General features: G+C 45.0%; 17 protein-coding genes and 2 pseudogenes. 3 read left to right on the top strand and 16 right to left on the bottom strand.

Features of this window, described 5'->3' with window-relative positions; translation table 11 throughout:
* Positions 1-667 precede the first annotated feature (667 nt).
* Complete coding sequence (locus EKN56_RS09545) at positions 668-2050, top strand: aminotransferase-like domain-containing protein (protein ID WP_130591565.1); 1383 nt, start codon at positions 668-670, stop codon at positions 2048-2050.
* Here EKN56_RS09545 and uhpT read toward each other — a convergent pair.
* The 16 genes and pseudogenes from uhpT to EKN56_RS09630 form a co-directional block, all read right to left on the bottom strand.
* Positions 2047-3465 carry a hexose-6-phosphate:phosphate antiporter gene (gene uhpT, locus EKN56_RS09550; RefSeq protein WP_130591566.1) on the bottom strand — a complete coding sequence of 473 codons (1419 nt, stop codon included), beginning with the start codon at positions 3463-3465 and terminating at the stop codon, positions 2047-2049. The genes EKN56_RS09545 and uhpT overlap by 4 nt on opposite strands.
* Positions 3466-3488: 23 nt before the next feature.
* Positions 3489-4538, bottom strand: coding sequence for a galactitol-1-phosphate 5-dehydrogenase (locus EKN56_RS09555; protein WP_210405343.1), 1050 nt, complete (start codon positions 4536-4538; stop codon positions 3489-3491).
* A complete protein-coding gene (locus EKN56_RS09560; protein ID WP_168189637.1) occupies positions 4538-5584 on the bottom strand; it encodes a zinc-dependent dehydrogenase in 1047 nt (348 codons plus the stop codon). The genes EKN56_RS09555 and EKN56_RS09560 overlap by 1 nt, the downstream gene beginning before the upstream one ends.
* Before the next feature lie 15 nt (positions 5585-5599).
* Positions 5600-6412 (bottom strand): HAD family hydrolase, encoded by an 813-nt coding sequence (locus tag EKN56_RS09565; protein ID WP_130591568.1) that lies wholly within the window; start codon positions 6410-6412, stop codon positions 5600-5602.
* Between the two features lie 13 nt (positions 6413-6425).
* A complete protein-coding gene (gene deoC, locus EKN56_RS09570; RefSeq protein ID WP_185955855.1) occupies positions 6426-7109 on the bottom strand; it encodes a deoxyribose-phosphate aldolase in 684 nt (227 codons plus the stop codon).
* A 10-nt stretch (positions 7110-7119) separates the two neighbouring features.
* Positions 7120-7932, bottom strand: coding sequence for an SDR family oxidoreductase (locus tag EKN56_RS09575; protein WP_130591569.1), 813 nt, complete (start codon positions 7930-7932; stop codon positions 7120-7122).
* Between the two features lie 275 nt (positions 7933-8207).
* Positions 8208-9341: a glycosyltransferase family 4 protein gene (locus tag EKN56_RS09580; protein WP_130591570.1), complete on the bottom strand. Its 1134-nt coding sequence runs from the start codon at positions 9339-9341 to the stop codon at positions 8208-8210.
* Between the two features lie 121 nt (positions 9342-9462).
* Positions 9463-10829, bottom strand: a pseudogene (locus tag EKN56_RS21625) (autotransporter outer membrane beta-barrel domain-containing protein).
* Between the two features lie 17 nt (positions 10830-10846).
* Positions 10847-12055: a hypothetical protein gene (locus tag EKN56_RS09595; RefSeq protein WP_130591573.1), complete on the bottom strand. Its 1209-nt coding sequence runs from the start codon at positions 12053-12055 to the stop codon at positions 10847-10849.
* A 552-nt stretch (positions 12056-12607) separates the two neighbouring features.
* Positions 12608-13108: a DUF1543 domain-containing protein gene (locus EKN56_RS09600; protein WP_130591574.1), complete on the bottom strand. Its 501-nt coding sequence runs from the start codon at positions 13106-13108 to the stop codon at positions 12608-12610.
* Between the two features lie 103 nt (positions 13109-13211).
* Entirely contained in the window at positions 13212-13499 is a 288-nt protein-coding gene (locus tag EKN56_RS09605; protein WP_130591575.1) for a DUF2623 family protein, read from the bottom strand.
* A gap of 154 nt (positions 13500-13653) precedes the next feature.
* The gene (locus EKN56_RS09610) at positions 13654-14388 is read right to left on the bottom strand and encodes a substrate-binding domain-containing protein (protein WP_130591576.1); all 735 of its coding nucleotides are present in this window, start codon (positions 14386-14388) and stop codon (positions 13654-13656) included.
* Positions 14388-15440 carry an ABC transporter substrate-binding protein gene (locus EKN56_RS09615; protein ID WP_130591577.1) on the bottom strand — a complete coding sequence of 351 codons (1053 nt, stop codon included), beginning with the start codon at positions 15438-15440 and terminating at the stop codon, positions 14388-14390. The genes EKN56_RS09610 and EKN56_RS09615 overlap by 1 nt, the downstream gene beginning before the upstream one ends.
* A 122-nt stretch (positions 15441-15562) precedes the next feature.
* The gene (locus EKN56_RS21485) at positions 15563-16237 is read right to left on the bottom strand and encodes a DUF4405 domain-containing protein (RefSeq protein ID WP_130591578.1); all 675 of its coding nucleotides are present in this window, start codon (positions 16235-16237) and stop codon (positions 15563-15565) included.
* A gap of 10 nt (positions 16238-16247) precedes the next feature.
* Complete coding sequence (locus EKN56_RS09625) at positions 16248-16892, bottom strand: flavodoxin (protein ID WP_130591579.1); 645 nt, start codon at positions 16890-16892, stop codon at positions 16248-16250.
* Between the two features lie 102 nt (positions 16893-16994).
* Positions 16995-18037, bottom strand: a pseudogene (locus EKN56_RS09630) (alpha/beta hydrolase).
* Positions 18038-18308: 271 nt separating this feature from the next.
* Here EKN56_RS09630 and EKN56_RS09635 point away from each other — a divergent pair.
* Together EKN56_RS09635 and EKN56_RS09640 are read left to right on the top strand one after the other, a co-directional pair.
* Positions 18309-19001, top strand: coding sequence for a heavy metal response regulator transcription factor (locus EKN56_RS09635; RefSeq protein WP_130591580.1), 693 nt, complete (start codon positions 18309-18311; stop codon positions 18999-19001).
* Positions 19002-19012: 11 nt separating this feature from the next.
* Positions 19013-20392, top strand: coding sequence for a heavy metal sensor histidine kinase (locus EKN56_RS09640; RefSeq protein ID WP_130591581.1), 1380 nt, complete (start codon positions 19013-19015; stop codon positions 20390-20392).
* Positions 20393-20509: the final 117 nt, after the last annotated feature.

Here is a 20509-nt window from a genome sequence, read left to right on the forward strand (position 1 = left end):
TGTCAGCTGCATTTAAGCTGTTTAATTAATCAACATTGATATAAATCATGAGAGTAAACTGACATCTCATTATTCCGCCAGCGTTTCTGTTTGTCCGTAATTACATAATTAATCTTAGACTATGTTTGCATTTGAAATCACAACCGCCAAAGTCCATTGATTAAAAAACACAGCCAGGACAATGCGTTAAGATTTCCTCACTATAAGCCACGGTATTGTTTTTAAAGAAAAAATACCAATAAATAAAAAAGGATAAATTTTTATTTCATCTGAAGTGGTTAATTATTAATGGATTGAATAATTAGAAAAATCCAATCAATATAAAACGATAAATTAATTATTATCTATTCAAACTGCATAAATAAACAGCCTGCTAACTATTTCTCTGATTTGTTTAATAAACACACTATGACGCTTTATTTTTATACTTTTCATTTAAGCCAATGAACGATGATAAACGCTATTCAGATTATCGTTGGTCCTGACAAATAAACTGAAGTCATGCTCCTGAGGCAATATCTGAAACATGATTGCTGTATAGCTTGCCAAATCTTTGTTATCTCACCAGCAATTATGCTTTCACTGCTTTGACTAGCGGCTTTTCCTGCGATTATATTGGTTACAACCCATTGCCTTAGCTATCTGCCGCTGAACAAGGAGTAAGCTCATGTTAACGCCTATCGATCAGAAGGCAGGTACCCCGCTCTATTTTCAGGTAGCCAGCAGTATTAAGAAATATTTAGAAAATTACCCTGCCGGTCATAAGCTCCCTTCCCAACGCGCTATCGCCCTGAAACTAAACGTCAGTAAAACTACGGTGGTTGAAGCCTTTAATCTGTTGCAGGATGAAGAGGTGATTAGCATTCGGGAAAAGTCACGGGCGATCTCCACCTTACGTGCTCAGGGTATCGACTGGCAATTATTGATTCAGAAAGCCTGTCATTCGCGTATGCAGGATGATGTTCAATACTCTTCTGCCCGTTCTTACAGTAAGAGTATGCTGCTGTGGCCAGGCATGGATTTCTCACCGCAGATGCCGTTAATGGCGGTTTCTGATGCGGTCTCCCGCCGTATCGCCAGTAAAGACTTAATGAATTATGACGATATCGGGTTTCATCAACTGCGGGAATTACTGGCAAGTCACTTAAAAAACACCCTGGCCATTGATTGCTCACCAGAAGAGATTGTTATCACCAGCGGCATTTCTAATGCGCTGTATATTATTTCTTCCACCTTTTTTAGCCGTTTATCACCGGTAGTCTATGAATCACCGGGCTATTACGAGCCGATTTTAACCAGTTTAGGGGCTTCAGCCATTCCTTTACCCATGTGCGCAGGCGGAATCAGCACTGACAGCCTGCAAAAAGTATTAACCAAAAATCGCTACGCTTTTTTCCTGACCACGCCACTGTGCCACTGGCCAACCTGCCATATGACCGATGAACAAAACAAACGTGCACAATATGAGATTTGTCGCACCAACGATAATCCGATTATCGAAGTCGATGCCATGCGTGGACTATTTGATGCACCACTTCCCATGCGTTCCTATTCCGGCAGCGCTTCCAATGTTATTTATGTGGGTACTTTTACCAACACCATTGGGCACAGCATGCGTCTTGCCTGGATTGTGGCGCCGCGCAATACGGTAAAACGGCTGCTGGAAGTGAAGTCTCAGGTTGAACCAAGAGTCAGTACGCTGATTCAAATTTATGCGGAAGAGATGCTGCGCAGCGGTGCTTATGAGCAATTTTTATCAGAATTGAAAGCCAAAGTTCGACAACAAAATGAAGGCGTAGAAAATATTTTATCGACTCATCTGGCAGGAAAAGCCAACTGGCATGGAATGCCGAGTATCAGCCGATTAATTACCTTTCCAACCCCACTCAATGAAAGAAGCATCATCAAAATGCAGGGACAACAAATCAGTTTACTTCCGCTGCAAACGCTGGATAAAAACTTTGCCAACTCACTCTATATGTATTGTGCGGCAGACTCTTTATCCAGCATTGAAACCCTGATTGCTAAACTTAGCGCTTTAACCAATTAACAGGCTTCAGCCTCGGTCACTTCAGCTTTGAGTAACGCTATTTTCTTCTCTTTGCGAATGCGTTTCTCTTCGGCAATAGCAACAATCGATAATAAAACAATCCCCGCAAACACACAGCAGTAGAAAATCACAAAAATGTCATGCCAGCCGTGAAGCGTCGTATTAAAGAATTTAACGCCGGGCTTCTCAGGGTCAGCAATCATCGCCAGATAGACTTTAGCAATGGAGTCACCCAGTAAATAGGCAAATACCCCCGACAGTCCGGTCGTTACGCTAACGGCATTTTTAGGCACAAAGTCCACCAGCGAGATGGTAATCATTAATTGAGGCCCAAAAATCAGTAACCCAAGCGCCGCCAGAGAAGCATTGATCATAAATACCGAAGTGGCGTAGCGATAGCTGAGTAAGGCAAAAATAATCAATACAAAGCAGCCTACCGCCACAATCGCCCGCCGTCCCTTCAGTAAGTCCGAAACATATCCCCACAATAAGCTGGCCACCAATGCCCCCATTTCAAAATAGAGGATAGTATTGACCATATCACTACCGCTCCAGTTGAAGTGCTCGGCCACGTACAAAGGAGCCCAGTTATCGACACCAATACGAATGATATAAACAAAGATATTCGACAGGCAGAGGATCCAGACAAAGGGGTTTAGCAGAACGTGTCTTTTCACGATGGTCCATTTGCTTTCACTGTTTTCCTGATCCACCTCGGCTACCGGTTCATCAAAGATCTCTTCCGCCCGATTCCAGCCCAGTTCTCTGGGGTCTCCTTTACCGAGATAAAAAGTCAGCACCGCAATGGCTAACGCAATGAAGGAAGGGAAAATAAACATGCCCACCACATTACCATCAAAGAATACATTCGCTCCCCAGAGGGCCAGTACTCCGGCTAAACCACCACCGACGTTATGTGACATATTCCATAAGCCGAGAAAACGTCCGCGTTTTTCTTTTGGTGTCCAACGCGTCAACGTTGAATAGGATGCCGGACCACCAGAGGTTTGAAACAGGCCGTTAAGCCCCCACAGCGTCATCAGAATGCCAATAGGTGAACCAAAATGGCTCATGACCAGCCCCATTGCCATCACTGACAGAGCCGAGAGCCCTAATAAAAATGCCAGAAACTTTTTGGTATTTTTTCCATCAATATAAAATCCGACCAGAGCTTTACAGCCGCCATAGGTAATCGAAAAGCTCAGCCCTATCAGGCCAAGCTCCGTGGTTGTCATATCCAGTTGTTCTTTTAATAAAGGTCCGGCAACTTTAAAGTTGTTACGGATAAGATACATAGCCATATAGCCTAAAAATACCGCCAGAAAGGCTTTCAGGAATTGAACTCCCCACTGGCGGCGCTGTTGGGCAAGGCTAATTGAAGGATTGGAATAGTTCTTTAGCTCAAAAAAAGTCATACGATGTTCCTCGTATTTTGTTATTACATTTTTATAATGACTTTGTTGTAAGAGACAACTCGTTTCTTCATGTCCTTAACAAAGATGGGAAGATCTTCAAGCTTTATGGTGTGGGTAATTAGTGGTTGCATAACTAATGAACCATTCTGGATATAGTCAATAATGGCAAACCACTCCCGTCCGGGGAATGGTGCTGAAAACGAGTTCCAGGCCCCCAGAAGCGTCAGCTCATTACGAATAATGTGTTCAAAAACATGAGGAGGAATGGTGACATCCGCATGTGCCGTGCCCAAATACAGCACTTTGCCGTGCTTTTGGGTTACTTCCAGCGCCTGAACCTGTGTGGCCGCTACCCCTGCCGTTTCAATGGTGATATCAACCGCACCACTGGCCAGAATCGCTTTCACTGCATCATCGGTTTTACTGTTAATCACCTGAGTCGCACCAACCTGCTGAGCCAGCGCCAGTTTATCTTCAGCAATGTCGGTAACGATAATGCGGGTCGCTCCTAAGATGCGGGCAAACTGAATAGCAAAAAGCCCCAGCGCACCACAACCTAATACCGCTACGCTATCTCCGGCTTTAATACCGGCACGCATTACACCGTGAAGTGTCACTGCCGCAGGTTCCACCATCGCACCATGTTCATAGCTGATATTGTCCGACAGCCTGACTAAATTTCTTTCCGGCGCGGCGACATATTCAGCAAACCCACCGTCGGTACGGGAACCCAGATAGTTGTAATTGTTGCATTGACCATAATGGCCCTGTTGGCAAAAATCACAGCTAAAGCAAGGCAAAATGGGTGCTACCGCTACCCGGTCTCCTGGTGAAAACTTAGTGACATTGCGTCCGATGGCGGCGATAACGCCGCTAAACTCGTGCCCCGGAATGGTTGGAAAACGATAGGTTCCCGTTACCATTACTCGATCAAGGTCTGAACCGCAGATCCCTGCGGCTTTAACCTGAATCAGAACTTCATCCTCCTTGCAACCAGGGACTGGCACATCTTGTACCCGTAAATCGGCAGGAGCGTGCAATACCGCAGCTTTCATTGTTGATACCGTCATCATCAGTCCTCCACCACCAGCGTTTTCATGCCCTGACCAGAAAGCGCATATTCAAAAGCCTGATTGATTTCAGCCACATTGAAACGTGCCGTTGCCAAAGGTAATAACTGCAATTTTCCGGAAGCAACCAGCGCCATTGACTCACAATAATCATTGATACTCGAGCCGGTGGTACCCAGTACCGTAAGCTCCTTGTAATGAATCAGGTTGGTGTTTAATGGAACAATCTCTTTACCTTTTGGCATTCCGCCAAAAAGATTGATTCGGCCGTGAGTGGCGGCAATTTCCATCGAGAGGGTTTGAATTTCAGGAATTGAGCAGGCAGTAATAATGACTGAAGCACCTTCGCCGTCAGTTTCTCGCAGCACGGCCTGTTTTAGATCTTCACGAGCTGAATTAACCGTAACATCCACACCCAGTTTTGCCATCTCTTCCAGACGGTTATCCTGAACGTCGGCAACAATGATTTTTGACGCGCCGGCTAATTGACTCATCAACACATGACAGGCACCAATCGGTCCGGCACCAATAATCACCACGCTGTCACCGGGTTTAATATTTAACGCTTTATAAGAGTGATAAGCGCAGGAGAATGGCTCAACCATCGCCGCTTCTTCGTAACTGATATGGCCAGGGATGATAACCACGTTTCCGCGCTGTATCGCCTGTGCCGGTACTTTGACATAGTCCTGAAAACCACCGTCATAGCTAATACCGAACGCTTCATAAGTTGGACAAAGCTGGGTATAGCCTTTACGACACATAGCGCAGGAGCCGCAGCCAATATTTGGCGGTAACGCAACGCGCATTCCCACTTTGAACTGACTGACATGGCGACCAACCTGCACCACTTCTCCGGCAATTTCATGGCCTAATACGCGTTTGGTTCCGGTTGGAATTTTAAAGTGGCCAAACTTAAGAATACGCAGATCGGTGCCACATATGGCGCTGGCCTTCATTTTAATCACCAGTTCATCAGAACCAGCTTCCGGTATGGATTGACTCTCTACACGGATATCACCAACACCGTGGAAATAAGCGGCTTTCATATTGGGCCTCATTAATTACAAATATTGTGGAATAATATGGGTTAAGGCGTATGCCACTCCGTCATCGTCATTACCCGGAACAATGTGGTCGGCTACGTCCTTCACTTGTTGAAACGCATTTCCCATGGCAATGGCGACGCCAGCCTGAGATAAAATTTCAATATCGTTATCACTGTCACCAATGGCGGCGACTTCATGCAGCGCAATACCGAGATGGGCGCAAAGACGTAGTAGCGCATCGCCTTTATTTAGCCCTTTCGGCAAAATTTCAAAATAGTTGGGATAGGAAGAGACCAGAATGATGGACTCCAGAGAAGCAAGACGCTCACGCATCAGCTGTTGCTTATTGATGTCTTTGCATACCACAAACATTTTTACCGCGCCCAGATCGTTGACCTGAGAAAATGGCAGAATGGATGAGGCAAATCGCCGGATATATTCGGCTTTCATTCCTGAAGCACTCATGTCGTTTAACCAGTGCTGGCGGGTATAAACGGAGGTGTGACTGTATATCTGATAGAACACCCCCAGTTCATCGAGAATATCGGCCAGCGCCTGCGCTGTCGCCAGGTCCAATGTTCTCTGGTAAATGGTTTCCCGGGTCTGCAGATTCACGGTTTGAGCCCCGTTCATCCCCATGAAGTAGTTAGTCGCCCCAATGCCTTCAACGGCAAATTGCGCTTCACTTAACATTCTTCCGGTTGCGACCACTGGCAATATCCCCTGCTGTTTTAAGTGGATAAATGCATTTACCGAAGCCTGAGTCAGTCGATCAGTTGATGTCAGCAGCGTGCCATCCAGATCGGTGACCACCATTTTTAACGACATGAGTGACTCCTTATTACGCGTACTGTCCGGCGTATTCCTCAACAATTTTGACGCTGTTCGAACTTCCGATCCGTTCAGCACCTGCTTCGATCATGGCCAGACAGGTTTTCAGATCGCGAACACCTCCAGAGGCTTTTACTTTGACGTCATCACCCACTGTGCGCTTCATCAGTGCCACATCTTCAACCGTAGCCCCTGCGGTACCAAAACCGGTTGAGGTTTTGATAAAGTCCGGTTTCACCCGTTTGGCAATTTCAGCCACGCGCACAATCTCGTCTTTGGTTAAATAGCAGGTTTCAAAAATCACTTTGGAACACACGTTAGCTTTACGGCACAGGGCAACAATGGCCTTCATCTCTTCCTCGATATAGGCGTAATTACCCTCTTTCAGCTTGCCGATATTGATGACATAGTCGATTTCATCGGCACCTTCGATAATGGCGCGCTCGGTTTCGAAGCACTTCACCTCGATGGTGGTTTGACCTAAAGGAAAACTGATGGCTGCACCAACATGGACGTCGGTACCGGCTAACAGCGCTTTACAGGCGGCAACAGGAACTGAATTAATTGCCACCATCATAAAGCCGTGCTGTTTCGCTTCAGAACACAGGATTTTGAAATCCTCTTCCGTGGCGAATGCCTTTAACTGGGTGTGATCAAAATATTTTGCTAATTGCGCAGTAGTTAACTTTTTCATGGCGACCTCCCTACACTTCCATGCCATAACGATGAGCTTTGTGGGTTGGGTAGAACGCAACGGTTGGAACGGTAACATCCGGCGTTCTGGTGGCGATATACAGTGCAATTTCCGCCACGTTTTCCACATCAATACAGCTGTTGTAGATGCCTTCACGCAGCTCTTTCTCATCCAGCCAGCCATCGGTATGAACTACGCCACCGTCATAGGTGCCGGAGTCCAGAACTTCGGTCATTGGGGTTTTTACATGGGAAGGGTTAATCACAGTCACGCCGATATTTTTATTCATGCCTTCCAGCAGAATATTTTTGCTTAGACCCATCATGCCGTGCTTGGATGCGCGATATGGGCTATGGCCCGGGCAAGAGGCCATTTTGGCGGAGGAGGAACCGATGTTCATAATGCGTCCACCGCTCGACTGTTTTTCCATTACCCGAAACGCTTCACGGCAGCACAGGAAAACGCCCGTCATGTTTGGCCCAATGGTTTTGTTCCACTCTTCCAGCGTAGTTTCTGAAATATGTGGCGAGAGCGAGTCACGTCCTGCGCTGTTTACCACCAGATCAATTTTGCCCCAACGGTCAACGGTACTTTTAAATGCCTGAATAACCTGCTGTTCTTCAACCACATCCACAACCATGGAGATAACATCAAAGCCTTGATTAAGCATTTCACCGGCGACCATCTTCAGGCGCGGTTCATCAATATCAAGCAAAGCAACTTTGCAGCCTTCTTTCGCATAAATTTTGGCAATCGCTTCACCAATACCGGATGCTCCACCGGTTATTAGTGCCACTTTTCCTTCTAGTTTTCTGGTCATCATGCTTCCTCATTATATTGGCTTTAGACATGTTCAAAGGTGGTATCACCTTTATCTGAAAACACCATAACAAGGGGGGATCGGTTGAATAAGCACCAGATTGGCAAAAAAAGGCGACCAGATTAGCCGTAAATAATGTAGGGGTAATTTAGGGATATACGGGGAATGGTATAAACAAGAAGATAATCAATGAACCGGAATAAAATAGAGCCAGATTAAATATCTGGCCCTATGTCAAAATAAGCTTATAAAAGAATGAATCACTGCGCGTTAAACTATTACTGTGGTTCTTTCTGTAACTTCTTAAGCAATTCCTGCCAAACCTCAATATACGACTCGGTCATCTTGCCTAACGTAAACTCAGGTCGATTAACACTATTGCGGAATAGCTGTGCCTTCTGGTCTTTACGCAGTTGTTCCACATCCGACAGGTAAGCAATAATTCGCCCTTGTATCGCGGTGACCGTCGGTTCACAGGCGTATTCCGGCTGCATATAACTATCCATGCCTAATCCCGGTGTGGCTATCAGCGCGCAGTTCGACAGCAATGCTTCCAGCCCAACAATACCGTAGCTTTCCTGCATACTCGGGAAAACCACGATATCGGTTTCCGCCAGTGCCCGCCTCTTCTCTTCCCCCTGAACAAAGGTTAAACCTTTAAAACCTTCTTTCTCCATATAGTCGGGGATTTTTTCAGGGCCATAAACCCGGGCTTCTACACGCTGCCGATAGGCTGGCGGAAGCGTATTGATGGCATCACGGAAAATCTGAAAATTTTTCACAATATCGGTAAAGCGTCCAAAGAAGCTAATCACCACTTTGCCTTCCGGATGGGCAATTTTATCTGCCGGATAGTCAGCGAAATTCACACCGATAGGGAAAATATGAGGAGGAACGATATCTGCAGAAACATGCTGAATAATAGAACGATGAGCCCAATCGCTATGAAGAACCACCGCGCCACTTTGCCGTACGGCGATTCTCTGCTCCCAATAATGCTGCATTCCTTTTTGCGTACGGGTCAGATAGTGTTGCATACCGATATAGCTTGAATGCAGGGTAAACTGAACCCGGTTTAGCTCAAAAAAGAACGGTAACAGCGGTGAGTTTTCATGCACCGAGATAATGTCGGGTTTGAACTCATTGAGGATCGGCTGAATTTTTTGCGATGTACTCCAGGCCACATTGAGGCTAAGCGACTCCAGCGATGAGTCAAAAGGTAAAGCGGGTTCTACTGCAATCTCATAATCAGCCAACTGAGAAGGTGGTGTCTTTTGATTATTCAGATACAACACTTTAAAAGGATAATTACGACGTTTTAATTCCGCCCAAAAGTGCTCATTAAAAAAGCCCAGACCGCTAAACAGCACGTCCGGGGCTTCAGTTGTAACAATTAAAACTCGTGGTTGCATACCAGACCCTATTATCAAACGCGACAGATATTCGTGGATGACATCTTTACTCTATTTCGCGAGGTGGAAAGCCTGTCGGTTAAACAACACCGACAGGCTTTCATTTAACGATGACCATCAACTAGAAACGATATTTAATACCTAATATAGCCTGAGTATCGCTATAGCCACTGTCACCCATTTGCTGCGCGACGTTACCCCAAAGATCCAGATGACGAGATAACTGGCCTTCAAGACCCACTTTCACTTCGCCAATATTTTTGGTGCCATCAATACTATTACTATAGCCATTCATGGTTGCACCAAAGTTATGGGTGTTGTGGATCCAGTTGGCTTCAATAAATGGCTGGAACTTACGATCTTTACCGTTATCAATATCACTATGACCGTTGGCATAAGCACGAATACCCAGACGACTTTGAATATTGCCATCACCATCAAAGGAAACCCGCGAACTACCACTACTGGTATGTTCAGTGTGGTCATTAGCCCGAACGTTCATCCAGGTGAGCTGCCCTTTAGGTTGCAGGTAATATTTCACACCGTCAGAGGCTCTCTCCCCCAGTTTGAAAGTATAGCCAGCCTCGATTGATGTCGTAACACCACGGGATTTGTATTTTTCCGTCGCCAGTTGGTCGCCTTTCACTTCGTTATCAAACCAGTTATATAAAGCCCAGGCATCAACATAGCTTCCGGTTTTATCTTGCTCATTGGCATACCATGTACCATAAAATCCTGCACTGTAACCTTCAACAGAACCCCTGGATTTATATTCAGAATATTTTGACTCAGTATTGCCGTTTTGCCTGGCGTATCCAGCCATTACCCCCAAATGCCAACGGTCTAAACCATTGGTACTCCACTGAGCAACATCGCCCCCATTTGAGCCACATAACGATTTCCCTGATTTTTTAACTGACCGCTGCTATCACGAGAACGGTTATGACCGCCAACCTGACGCAACCATAAACTGGTCACCTTTTGCTCACCGGTCAAGGCATCCGTATATTGGGTTTCGCCCATACGATCGTGAAGGCGCATCAGGAACAGGCTGTTGGCCGCCATGTGGTTAAACATGTAGCTACCAGGTTCTGGTCGATTGATATTTTCAGGCTCAGGGTCCGGGTCCGGCGTAGGATCGGGATCTTCAGGCGTTACTACCGGAAGCTGTGAACGCAGATACCAGTCACCATCCTGATTATTCATGCCATTTTTATGCAGATAATATTCATATGCGCCGCCAACAACACGACCTTGCTGAATAAACTCACCGGATGAATCACCGTTAACTTCAATAACTTTGATTCCTTCACGGGTTTCAGCCCCTGTTCCGCCAAGATTATTAATCACCAGATAACTCTGTCCAGAGGTTGAGCCATTAATGATCACTCTGTCGGTGGGAGAACTATCGTCCCCCAGATAAGTATCCAGCTCAATGGTGCCATTATTACCCACATAGTCACCGTCAATGGTAAAACGGTCACCCACTACATTATTAGCGAGTATTAAACGCCCCTGGTTTTAAAGGTGTTCAAATTTTGCAATAGCGCGCTATTTGCGCTGCCATCAGCATTGGCTGTCAGTATAATTTGACCGCGGTTGTCCAACTCTGTCGTTCCACCACCAAAATCACTGGTTGCTACAGAAGCAACCGTATCCCTGACACCATCCCGATCGGAATCTGACCACTGACGAACATTCCAGACGCCCGTTGTGTCATTCACGATCTTGTCCTGACCACTGGTCAATTGAATAACACCGGTAATGGTTCCTGCATTGGTGATGCTGGTAGCCGCCCCGCTGTATTGGTATGTATCGATACCAGACGGATTACTACTATAGTTGAGATCGTAATGATCATAGCCAGTTGCACTAATCGCTACATCAGACAATGCGCTTAGTGTTGCTCCCTCATCAATAGTGATATTAGAGGTTGCACCGCCAATGGTTTTAATACCCGCACCTTCCGAGCCACCTTCAACCACACTCCCTGCCTGTAGGTGAACATCAAACACACTCTGAGGATCGAGAATAATGTAGCCACCGCTACTATAGGAATATTCAGGACCGGTATCCTGTAAACGAACCGCATCCCCAACCTGAGAGCGAATAACACCCGAGGTAGTCACCCGAGACTCCAGCGCCTGAGAATATATTGCGGCAGTATCTTTACTGGCACTCTGGTTAACAATTTGGCTATCGGAGTTTTGAATCACGGCGCCCAGCGCTAAAAGACCTCCGGAAGGCCCGGTTATTGGAGCCTGAGGATCCGGCGCATCAACATCGGTCGTTTTACCGGTATAAATATTGCCAGAGGTACTCACTTCAATTTCAGAGTTGCTATAACCTAGTGCCTGAATACCCGTTGCATCCGAATGAATTGTTGTACCTGCCTCTAAACTGATGACTGATTTATCTGTAGTCATATAATCAGTTTCATATTGATAGGCTGGAGTATTATTTGGATTATTGATATCAGAGTGAATAGTGATATTTATTTGGTTATCAACATATACACAACTGGCTTCAGGACTGGTACTCACATAATCACAAGGATCTGCGGCATAAGCGGTGTTGGCAGCAAGAAAGATAGCACCTGCAAGTAGAGTTTTATTAAAGGGATTTTGACTGGCGTGATGGTGTAAATTTTGTAGCGCTACTTTAGGTTTTGAAGCGCGCTCTCCTAAATAACAACTATTATATCTATTATCCATAATGGCTCATCCTGATGACATTTATCCATTTAATAAAATCGATTAAAAACGACACAATAAACAACGCTTTTAATTTAAGTTTCAGATTGTATACATTTCATCAATTTTGTAAATAAGAAATGTTGAGATTTTCATCAAAACTAACCAAAACCCCCATTTAGTGATGAAAATCAATATATTTAATATTTTAATAAAACACACATTAAGGATTTGGATTGAAAAATTAATGCATTATTTTCAATTGGTTAAATAACAATAATCACAATAAGTCAAACGAACACATCAAAAAACTTAGCAAGATAATAATATATGTAAAAAATAATCGATGAAATTAACAACTCTTTAAAATAAATAAATTTATAAATAATAATTAGAAATAACCAAAATCGATTCGGATAAATTGGTTATCTCTATTGATTATTCATCACAACAAAAAATCCAGTACAGCAACACCTTTAAGCCGTAGAAATCAAATACAATAAAAACAGGCGCTTTAGTTAACTAAGGCGCCTGTTTTTATCGATGAAAATCGAATGTCGTGAACTGATACTATTAACCAATAGGCTGATAACCTTGCCATTCAGGGCTAAAGTGGGTTCCTGCTGAGCAAGGCTCAAGGTGGATATAATACTCCCCCACTTTATCTAACAGCAGGCAATCGTCGACTGCTTTTAAATTATCTTTATGCTGCTGCGCAACACCATGTAGAAGATGTTGTAGTCCCTTAACTTTCGCTTCTTTATCGCTTCGGGCAACAAAAAGATCGAAAGCATGGAGTTCCGCCAGAGTCGAAGGATGATAGCCGCCAACATTAACAAAATATAACCGATTATCTTTTCCTGAGGGAGTTAACGAAAGCGATACGGAGTATCCATCAACCCAGGTGATTTTTGCATAACCGTCTATATGAATTTTATTCGCATCGCCAAACCAGGCCGAACGTAAGGCCGGCCATGCGTTTTCAGGTTTCGCTGCGGCAACAAACTGAACGTCATGGACTTCAATATTAGACTTACCTGCGTTACCACCAAGATAAAACATATAAAGAAACATCTGGCTATCCTTTTCTTATGCGCTCTGAAACAGATTCTCTATGCCAGCTAAGGCAGGCGATCTGGTGATATGATCAAGACCGAAGCTCTTCATTGCCTGAAGTTTAAGCCGCAGCCGTATAACCAGAAATAAACGAGCTAACAGAAGAGTCCTGCTGAAATTCAGTATAAATTTCCATCATCGTCTCTTTGTTAAGGCCGTATTTTTGAGTCAAACTTCCTGCTACTCGGGTGACTAATTCGCTATCACCACTTAATTGCATTAAAGAATGGGTATAACCAATAACATAACCGCGTCTAAAATCTTCACAGTAGCGTGTTATATGTTGAGAACTATAAGGTTCCTGGCTATTGATACCTGCGATTAATCCCATACCAAAAAAATTACTCATATTTCATCGTTCACTTTTGTATCCGCCTATCGCTATATAAATAAATATATAACGAATTTTGATCTAAGAAAATACCTCCTAAGTAGGTATTTCAGGTATATCCACACAGGCTGGTTATCAAAAAATAAAAGGGTTTACTGCAACTCGGGAAAATTCAGCAATCTGAACCCGAAGAGAGTCCGACACCAAATCCATACTGTTTAAGAATATCCATTGCCGTTGGCGTACGAAGAAATGCGCCAAGAGCCATTCCCATTTCACTACATATAGCAGAAACGTAATCTGCTACTATATTCATCTCTTCAGGGATATCACACACTAATATATCAGCATGCTGCCTCAAGCTTGAGGCGTAGCTGGCATAACCAAGAAACATTTCGGCCTGCCCGCTGCGAATCAGCCAACTGGCAGCCATCTCCCCCTGAGGAACTGCCGGACTCCCGGCTCCACCGACTAAACATAGCGCCCGATTTTTGAGGCTTTCACCTAAACCAGATTGATAGTGTTCCAGATTATCAAACAGTTGCCAGGCATAATCACCAGAAGGATCGCTGCCCGGCGTAGAGGTTGCCAGGCGTAGTTTCGGGTTACTCAATAGTGATAACCAGTCATCACTGGCTGTAGTAACCCGCCGTGCTACACTCAGGCACAAACGATTAGAGGCAAAAGGTATGCTGCCCAAAGCAAGCCCGGCAGAGATTAAGGCAGCCGGATGATTCGCACTGGCTGAAGCAAAGAAATCACAGGTTTCACCTGCCTCAATTCGCTGGCGCAGCAATCCCGCGGGGCCAAATTGAGTGTCTGATGCTATACCGGTTTCAGCTTGAAACTGCGCCATCAATGGAATCCATACCCGACGCAAACTGCCCGCAGCCAGCACTTTTAACATCAATCAATACCCTGATAATGAGTACGATAGAAACGCTGATACCAGCGATCCGCTTCTTTACGCATATCAATATCGCTGAACGTTTCAGGATAGAGTTTTTTCGCCATCCACAGTTCACCTAAGCCGATAGCTTCCGGCATTGGATAGCCCCAGGCTTTTGCATATTCTGGCATCAACCACACGCGGTGATTTTTAACCGCATCGATAGTTTGCCATTTCGCATCATGAGTAATTTCATCCACCACTTTAGGGTAACGATCCTGAACAAAAATCACTTGGGGATTCCAGACGATAACCTGCTCCAATGCAACCTGCTTAAAGCCTTTTACTGTGGCTGCCGCGACATTGAATGCTCCCGCATGATTCATCATCAGTCCGGTATATTTGCCGGAACCATAAGTGCTCAGATCGGGATTCGCCATATAGGCCCGAACGCGCTGTTGTTCGGTCAGTGATTTTAAACGATCGGTAACCATTTGACGACCCGCAAAGGCAGCATCCGCCAGCGCTTTAGCTTCTTCGGGCTTATTGATGACATTCCCAATCAACTCAATCCCTTCCCTGAGGCCCAAATTATAAGCCTGTTCTTCATCATCCATGGTTGGGTTGATTTTTGACTGTTCCCCCGGATTATCATGACGCAATGAAATAGCCAGCACTGGAATACCCAATGCACTGATCTTATCGATCATCTCCTGAGGAGCATAGTTAGTGACAAAAACTACCTGTGGCTTCAATGCCACCAGACTTTCTGCATCCACATGGGTTAAATCGCCCAGCGTCGCTTTACCGTTTAGTTCAGGAACCAGAGTGGCGTAGTTACTGCCTAATTGCTGTTTCCAGTTGGCCAGAATGCCCACAATTTTTTCAGTAGCATTCATTTGCACCAGCAGGTTCAACGTTTGATGTTGCAGAACCACTACCCTGTCAACCCGATCAGGAATGGTTACCGTACGACCAATCTGGTCGGTAACCTGACGATCGGCGAAAGCAGAAAAAGAGATAAGCAGAGTCAAACTGGCAAGCGCCAGACGGCGAGATAAAAATGTCATTAGAGATCCTCTCATTTCGATATATAAATAATTATATATCGAATGATATCCCGAATAACAAGTGCCACTTCAATATTTGAAGACTTTAGTCTCTTTTTTACTATCAGACCGCCCCGAACACCTTACTGTGGTCTGAATATTGTCAGCCATATCAAATATCGGGTCAGATAAGCCCCAAACATCATGATGGCAAAAAAATCCCAGTAAACCAGAAGCTTTGACTCTTCAAAGTCAAAAAAGGCAAAATCGACCTGCAGTAGCAGATAAGGCAATATCCCTCGGTGAATGAAAGCATAAAGACCATAACCGGAAACCATACCTAAAAGCGCAGGAAGAATACGTCTGACCAATACCGAGTCAGGTGAAATATGCCAGATTTTACAGAAGAAATTAGCCAGCATTTTCCAGTGAACACCGAGGTGCAAAGCGATAACGACGAGTCCCCAATGTATACTGGTCATGTGTATCTTTCGGACCAAATCGGATGAATTATGCATAATGAAATTGGGGAGTATATGTCGCGAAAGCATTATTCCACTGATCGCCGCAGACAAAAACAATAGCATCAGAAGGACATTTATCGACAGTTGCAGGATGCGAAAAGTAGAGTATTCTCCCTGAAATAGCGCTTGTATCCAGTGAATATTCCAACTCACATGCAATACCACCATTAAAAAAAAGACCGCACCAAGCCATTCGTGGACATATTCACTCCATAGATGAAATCCCATTAATGAAAGTAGAATTGAAACCATGACCACATCCAACATAACCTGACACTGATATTTTTTTCTCATCACAAGCCCGTTATTGCTGCACGTTAGCTAATTGATTCAACCAGTCACTCACTCTGGTTACGGTGCTCTCATCTGCCACATCTTCTCTGGAAATAGCCAGCCCCTGAGTGATTAATTGAGCATCCGGTTGCAGGCGCTTAATTTCACGAAGAGAATCAGAGAAACGGCTACCACCGTGTGAGGTAAAAGGAATCAGGATTTTGCCACTCAGATCGTGCTGCTGTAAAAAGCTATACACTGGCATTGGCATCTTGTACCACCATATGGAGTAGCCAATAAAAATCCTGTCGTAATCAGCAAGATTATCAATTTTAGCTTTCAATTCAGGGTGTCGGTTATCTCGCAGTTCTTGTTCCGCGTAGCGTAGTAATGGCTCGTGCTGTGTTGGATACGCGATAACGGTTTCAATTCGGAATAATTCGCCCCCGGTATGGCGTTGAATAACCTGAGCGAGATATTGTGTACTGCCCAATATCTGGTTATTTTTTTGTAAAATGCTGGCGCCGGAAACACCATCAACACCCTCTAACTTCACCTCTTCTGGCTGAGAGAAATAGACAATTAACGTTCTTTGAGCGTGATTACTTATCGGTTCCGCCATGGCATTCAAACTACCGAAGGCCACGAACAAAAAGAGAATGATGATTTTTTTCATAACGTTTATTGCTCTTATAAAAGGATTAACCCTCGTCTGACCTACCAGCAAACACTTATCGCTCACTGACAGGCACAGACAAGTCATATACGGTTTTATCCGTTAAAGATTCTTAGCGAAAAACTGGTCCAGTTTGACCATCGCCTGATCGACATAGTGCGGCTGCCAGTAAGTTTCGATATGGGTTGCCCCATCAATCAGAAATAGCTCTTTATCTTTTGCATTGGTCGCCTGACTAAACGCGTTTTGTGTCATATACAGGGAATCAGCTTTACTCCCCGCCATCATTAGCAGTGGTTTGTCGATTAAATCCATATTGCTGCTGGCATCAAAACGCATTAAGTCGAGCAAACTGCTCAAGGTGTATCTGAAAGTAGAGTTAGGATGCGCGTGTGTTTTACCGTAATACTCAAAACCCTGGCGATACAGGTCAAATGGCAATTGTGCAATCTGCTCATCGGTTAATTGAGCATCACCCGTGTAGATTACCTCACCACCAGCGGCTTCCTGTGCTCTGGCGTCAGAAGCCTGTTTTAAACGCTGCTGTATGGTATCGAGCTGAGAGTCAACATAACCATTACGCCTGACCAGACCAGAATCAAACATGCTCAGAGTGGCAACGGCACTAAAGCGTTTATCTGTTTGCGCGGCTTTTAGCGAATAACCACCGCCACCACAAATGCCCAACAGGCCTAAGCGTTCAACATCAACACCAGCATATTGACTGATAAAATCGGCCATACCGTGAATGTCCTCAATTCGATGAGCTGGTTTATCGACATTACGCGGCGTTCCACCACTGGCCCCTGATAGGCGGCATCAGCGGTAATGGTGATATATCCCTGTTCAGCCAGCCGTTGTGCGTATAAGCCAGCCACCTGCTCTTTTACCCCGCCATTCGGATGAGCCACCACCACTGTTGGATATTTTTTATCCGGGTCATAGTTCGCCGGGGTATATACGTTGGCGGCTATATCAATGCCATTGAGTTTATAGGTAACCGGATGAATATTGACGTTGCCTTTCACATTGTCAGTAATTGCACCGTCATACGTTAGTGTAAAGGGATTTTGCTTATAGTCTGCTGCCAGTGCTGCTCCAGATGAGATAGTTATCATTGCAGCTAATAGCGTGATTCTGAACATGTTATGTTTCATTAAAAATAGTCTCCTGATAAGGAATTAACGATTTAATATTCCGCACGATCCCTTGCTGCTGCTGAATAAGGGCGTTGATTTTCAGGTAGTCTAAACGGGGCTGGCTGACATCAACGTGACCGTCAGATAACATTTCTGTCAGTTTAAAATCGACGTTTTCTGACAAAAATGTCAGGAAAATGTCAGCTACATGTTGGCGATGAACCGTTAAGATAGCCGTAACTGGTGTATTATCACCCTGAAGAATAAAGGGGAAAACATGCGATTACTTCTGATAGAGGATGAAGAAAAAACCTCTTCCTACATCAACCGGGCACTCAGCGAACTGGGATTTACCGTAGACGTAGCCGCTAACGGGACAGACGGATTATATCTGGCGCTCGAATATGACTACGATGCCATTGTGTTAGATGTGATGTTGCCAGGTATGGATGGTTACAGCGTTCTGGAGGGATTACGTGCCCGTAAGCAAACTCCGGTATTAATGCTATCTGCTCGTGGTTCGGTGGATGAACGCGTCAAGGGATTACGTCATGGCGCAGATGATTATCTGCCCAAACCCTTCTCACTGATTGAGTTAGTTGCACGTATTCAAGCCTTGCTAAGACGCCGTCCCAGTGATGGGGCCGATGTCACTCAACTACAAATTCATGATTTACATCTCGACCTGTTGGCCCGACGCGTTAGCCGGGCAGGAAATCGACTGGAATTAACCGCTAAAGAGTTTTCTCTGTTAAGTCTTCTGGCCCGGCATCAGGGAGAAATACTGTCAAAAATGATGATTGCTGAACAGGTTTGGGATATGAATTTTGACAGTGATGCCAATGTGGTCGAGGTGGCGGTTAAACGTTTAAGAGCCAAAATAGATACGCCTTATCCGCTGAAATTACTGCATACCGTACGTGGTATGGGGTACGTTCTGGAGATCAGGCCTGAGCACCCGACAAAATAGTGAAGACTTGGATGATGAAACGTTCTATTTCTGGCCGACTGGCATTGATGTTTACTTTAGCTTCTATTCTGATTGTCTCCGCATCTGGCCTGCTGTTAAGAAACTCCCTGCATGATTCACTGCAAAGGCAAATGCACAATGAATTGTTGTTCCGCCATTCATTGATGGAACCCTGGATTCAAGCCAGAACAACATTGGATGGCTGGCAGACTCTGTCCACTAAATTCGCCGATCTGTCAGCAGCAGAGGGAGGACGCGTTCAGTATTGGGTTCTCAGTGATGACGCCAGGTTTCAGGTGGGCGGCCCCACTCCGGTCGGCGTCAATTTAGCTTCTTTGGATAACGGGTTCAGTAAAGTTGCAGGAGCCACAGAAGAGGCCTGTTCTCTGTTTCTGTTAATTACAGAAATTCCTGCTGCCGGTGAACGCCCCTCGTTGCGCTATGTGGTGACCATTGATTCTACGCCCTATATGGGGACGCTAAATGAATTTACCCGCACGCTGATTTTGATTACCGCTTTTGGTGTCTTTCTGGTAGCACTGTTGGGATACGCCATCGCCAGAATAGGGATGCGCCCGGTTAATCACCTTAGCGAGCAGGCCCACCAGCTTGCACCCGGAACGCCAGGTCAACGTCTGGATACCGCAACCCTGCCGGATGAGTTACAGAAGTTGGCAACGACGTTTAATGGTGTGCTTAAACGTCAGGAAGTGGCATGGCAACAATTAGAAAGTTTTAATGCAGATGTTGCTCATGAGTTAAGAACACCACTGACTAACCTTATTGGACAAACCCAACTGAGCCTGTCGCGAAAGCGTGAAGTTTACCAGCTTGAAGAGTTACTGGAATCCAATCTGGAAGAACTTGAGAGAATGACGTCGATCGTCAATGACATGCTTTTTCTTTCCCACGCGCAGGCAGGTGAACACGCCACTCAATTAACTAACGTCTCTTTACGTGAAGAGGCAATTAAAACTACTGAATATGTAGAGCCCTCTTTTGCAGAAAAAAATCTCACTATTCAGATAGAAGGTGATGTTATTGCTCATATTGATAAACGTCTGTTTCATCGCTCACTGGCAAACCTGTTGGAAAACAGCGCCCGTCATGCATTTCCAAATACCAACGTTAAAATAACGATCAGCCAGAAAGATGGATTCGCTGCTGTTGCCGTCACTAATATTGGCGATGCCATTGCTTCTGAACATTTAACTCGTCTGTTTGAACGTTTTTATCGCGTAGATTTATCACGCACCAGTAGCAGTACCCACCACGGACTGGGGCTTTCTATCGTTCGGGCAGTGGCATTAATGCATCAGGGGGATGTATTTGCCCATAGTCATGATGGTGTTAATACCTTTGGACTGACGCTGGCGATTAATCTGAGCTAAATGAATAAATAGAAGCTTTCTGACAAATATGTCAGTGGGTTGTCAGGCTGGTGACATGAGTCATTGGTTAACATTGTTACATCTTCATTGATATCTAGGTTTAACTTCACCGATAAC

Origin of the sequence: Limnobaculum zhutongyuii (genome assembly GCF_004295645.1) — a bacterium.
Lineage (GTDB): Bacteria > Pseudomonadota > Gammaproteobacteria > Enterobacterales > Enterobacteriaceae > Limnobaculum > Limnobaculum zhutongyuii.

Bases quoted from the DNA above. Each gene is read 5' to 3' on its own strand.
- EKN56_RS09610 (WP_130591576.1), bottom strand. From the start codon at position 14,388: ATGTTAAAAGTGCTGGCTGCGGGCAGTTTGCGTCGGGTATGGATTCCA.
- EKN56_RS09565 (WP_130591568.1), bottom strand. From the start codon at position 6,412: ATGTCGTTAAAAATGGTGGTCACCGATCTGGATGGCACGCTGCTGACA.
- EKN56_RS09640 (WP_130591581.1), top strand. From the start codon at position 19,013: ATGATGAAACGTTCTATTTCTGGCCGACTGGCATTGATGTTTACTTTA.
- EKN56_RS09600 (WP_130591574.1), bottom strand. From the start codon at position 13,108: ATGTTTCTTTATATGTTTTATCTTGGTGGTAACGCAGGTAAGTCTAAT.
- EKN56_RS09635 (WP_130591580.1), top strand. From the start codon at position 18,309: ATGCGATTACTTCTGATAGAGGATGAAGAAAAAACCTCTTCCTACATC.
- deoC (WP_185955855.1), bottom strand. From the start codon at position 7,109: ATGAAAAAGTTAACTACTGCGCAATTAGCAAAATATTTTGATCACACC.
- uhpT (WP_130591566.1), bottom strand. From the start codon at position 3,465: ATGACTTTTTTTGAGCTAAAGAACTATTCCAATCCTTCAATTAGCCTT.
- EKN56_RS09625 (WP_130591579.1), bottom strand. From the start codon at position 16,892: ATGAAAAAAATCATCATTCTCTTTTTGTTCGTGGCCTTCGGTAGTTTG.
- EKN56_RS09595 (WP_130591573.1), bottom strand. From the start codon at position 12,055: ATGGATAATAGATATAATAGTTGTTATTTAGGAGAGCGCGCTTCAAAA.
- EKN56_RS09605 (WP_130591575.1), bottom strand. From the start codon at position 13,499: ATGAGTAATTTTTTTGGTATGGGATTAATCGCAGGTATCAATAGCCAG.
- EKN56_RS09555 (WP_210405343.1), bottom strand. From the start codon at position 4,538: ATGATGACGGTATCAACAATGAAAGCTGCGGTATTGCACGCTCCTGCC.
- EKN56_RS09560 (WP_168189637.1), bottom strand. From the start codon at position 5,584: ATGAAAGCCGCTTATTTCCACGGTGTTGGTGATATCCGTGTAGAGAGT.
- EKN56_RS21485 (WP_130591578.1), bottom strand. From the start codon at position 16,237: ATGAGAAAAAAATATCAGTGTCAGGTTATGTTGGATGTGGTCATGGTT.
- EKN56_RS09545 (WP_130591565.1), top strand. From the start codon at position 668: ATGTTAACGCCTATCGATCAGAAGGCAGGTACCCCGCTCTATTTTCAG.
- EKN56_RS09575 (WP_130591569.1), bottom strand. From the start codon at position 7,932: ATGATGACCAGAAAACTAGAAGGAAAAGTGGCACTAATAACCGGTGGA.
- EKN56_RS09615 (WP_130591577.1), bottom strand. From the start codon at position 15,440: ATGACATTTTTATCTCGCCGTCTGGCGCTTGCCAGTTTGACTCTGCTT.
- EKN56_RS09580 (WP_130591570.1), bottom strand. From the start codon at position 9,341: ATGCAACCACGAGTTTTAATTGTTACAACTGAAGCCCCGGACGTGCTG.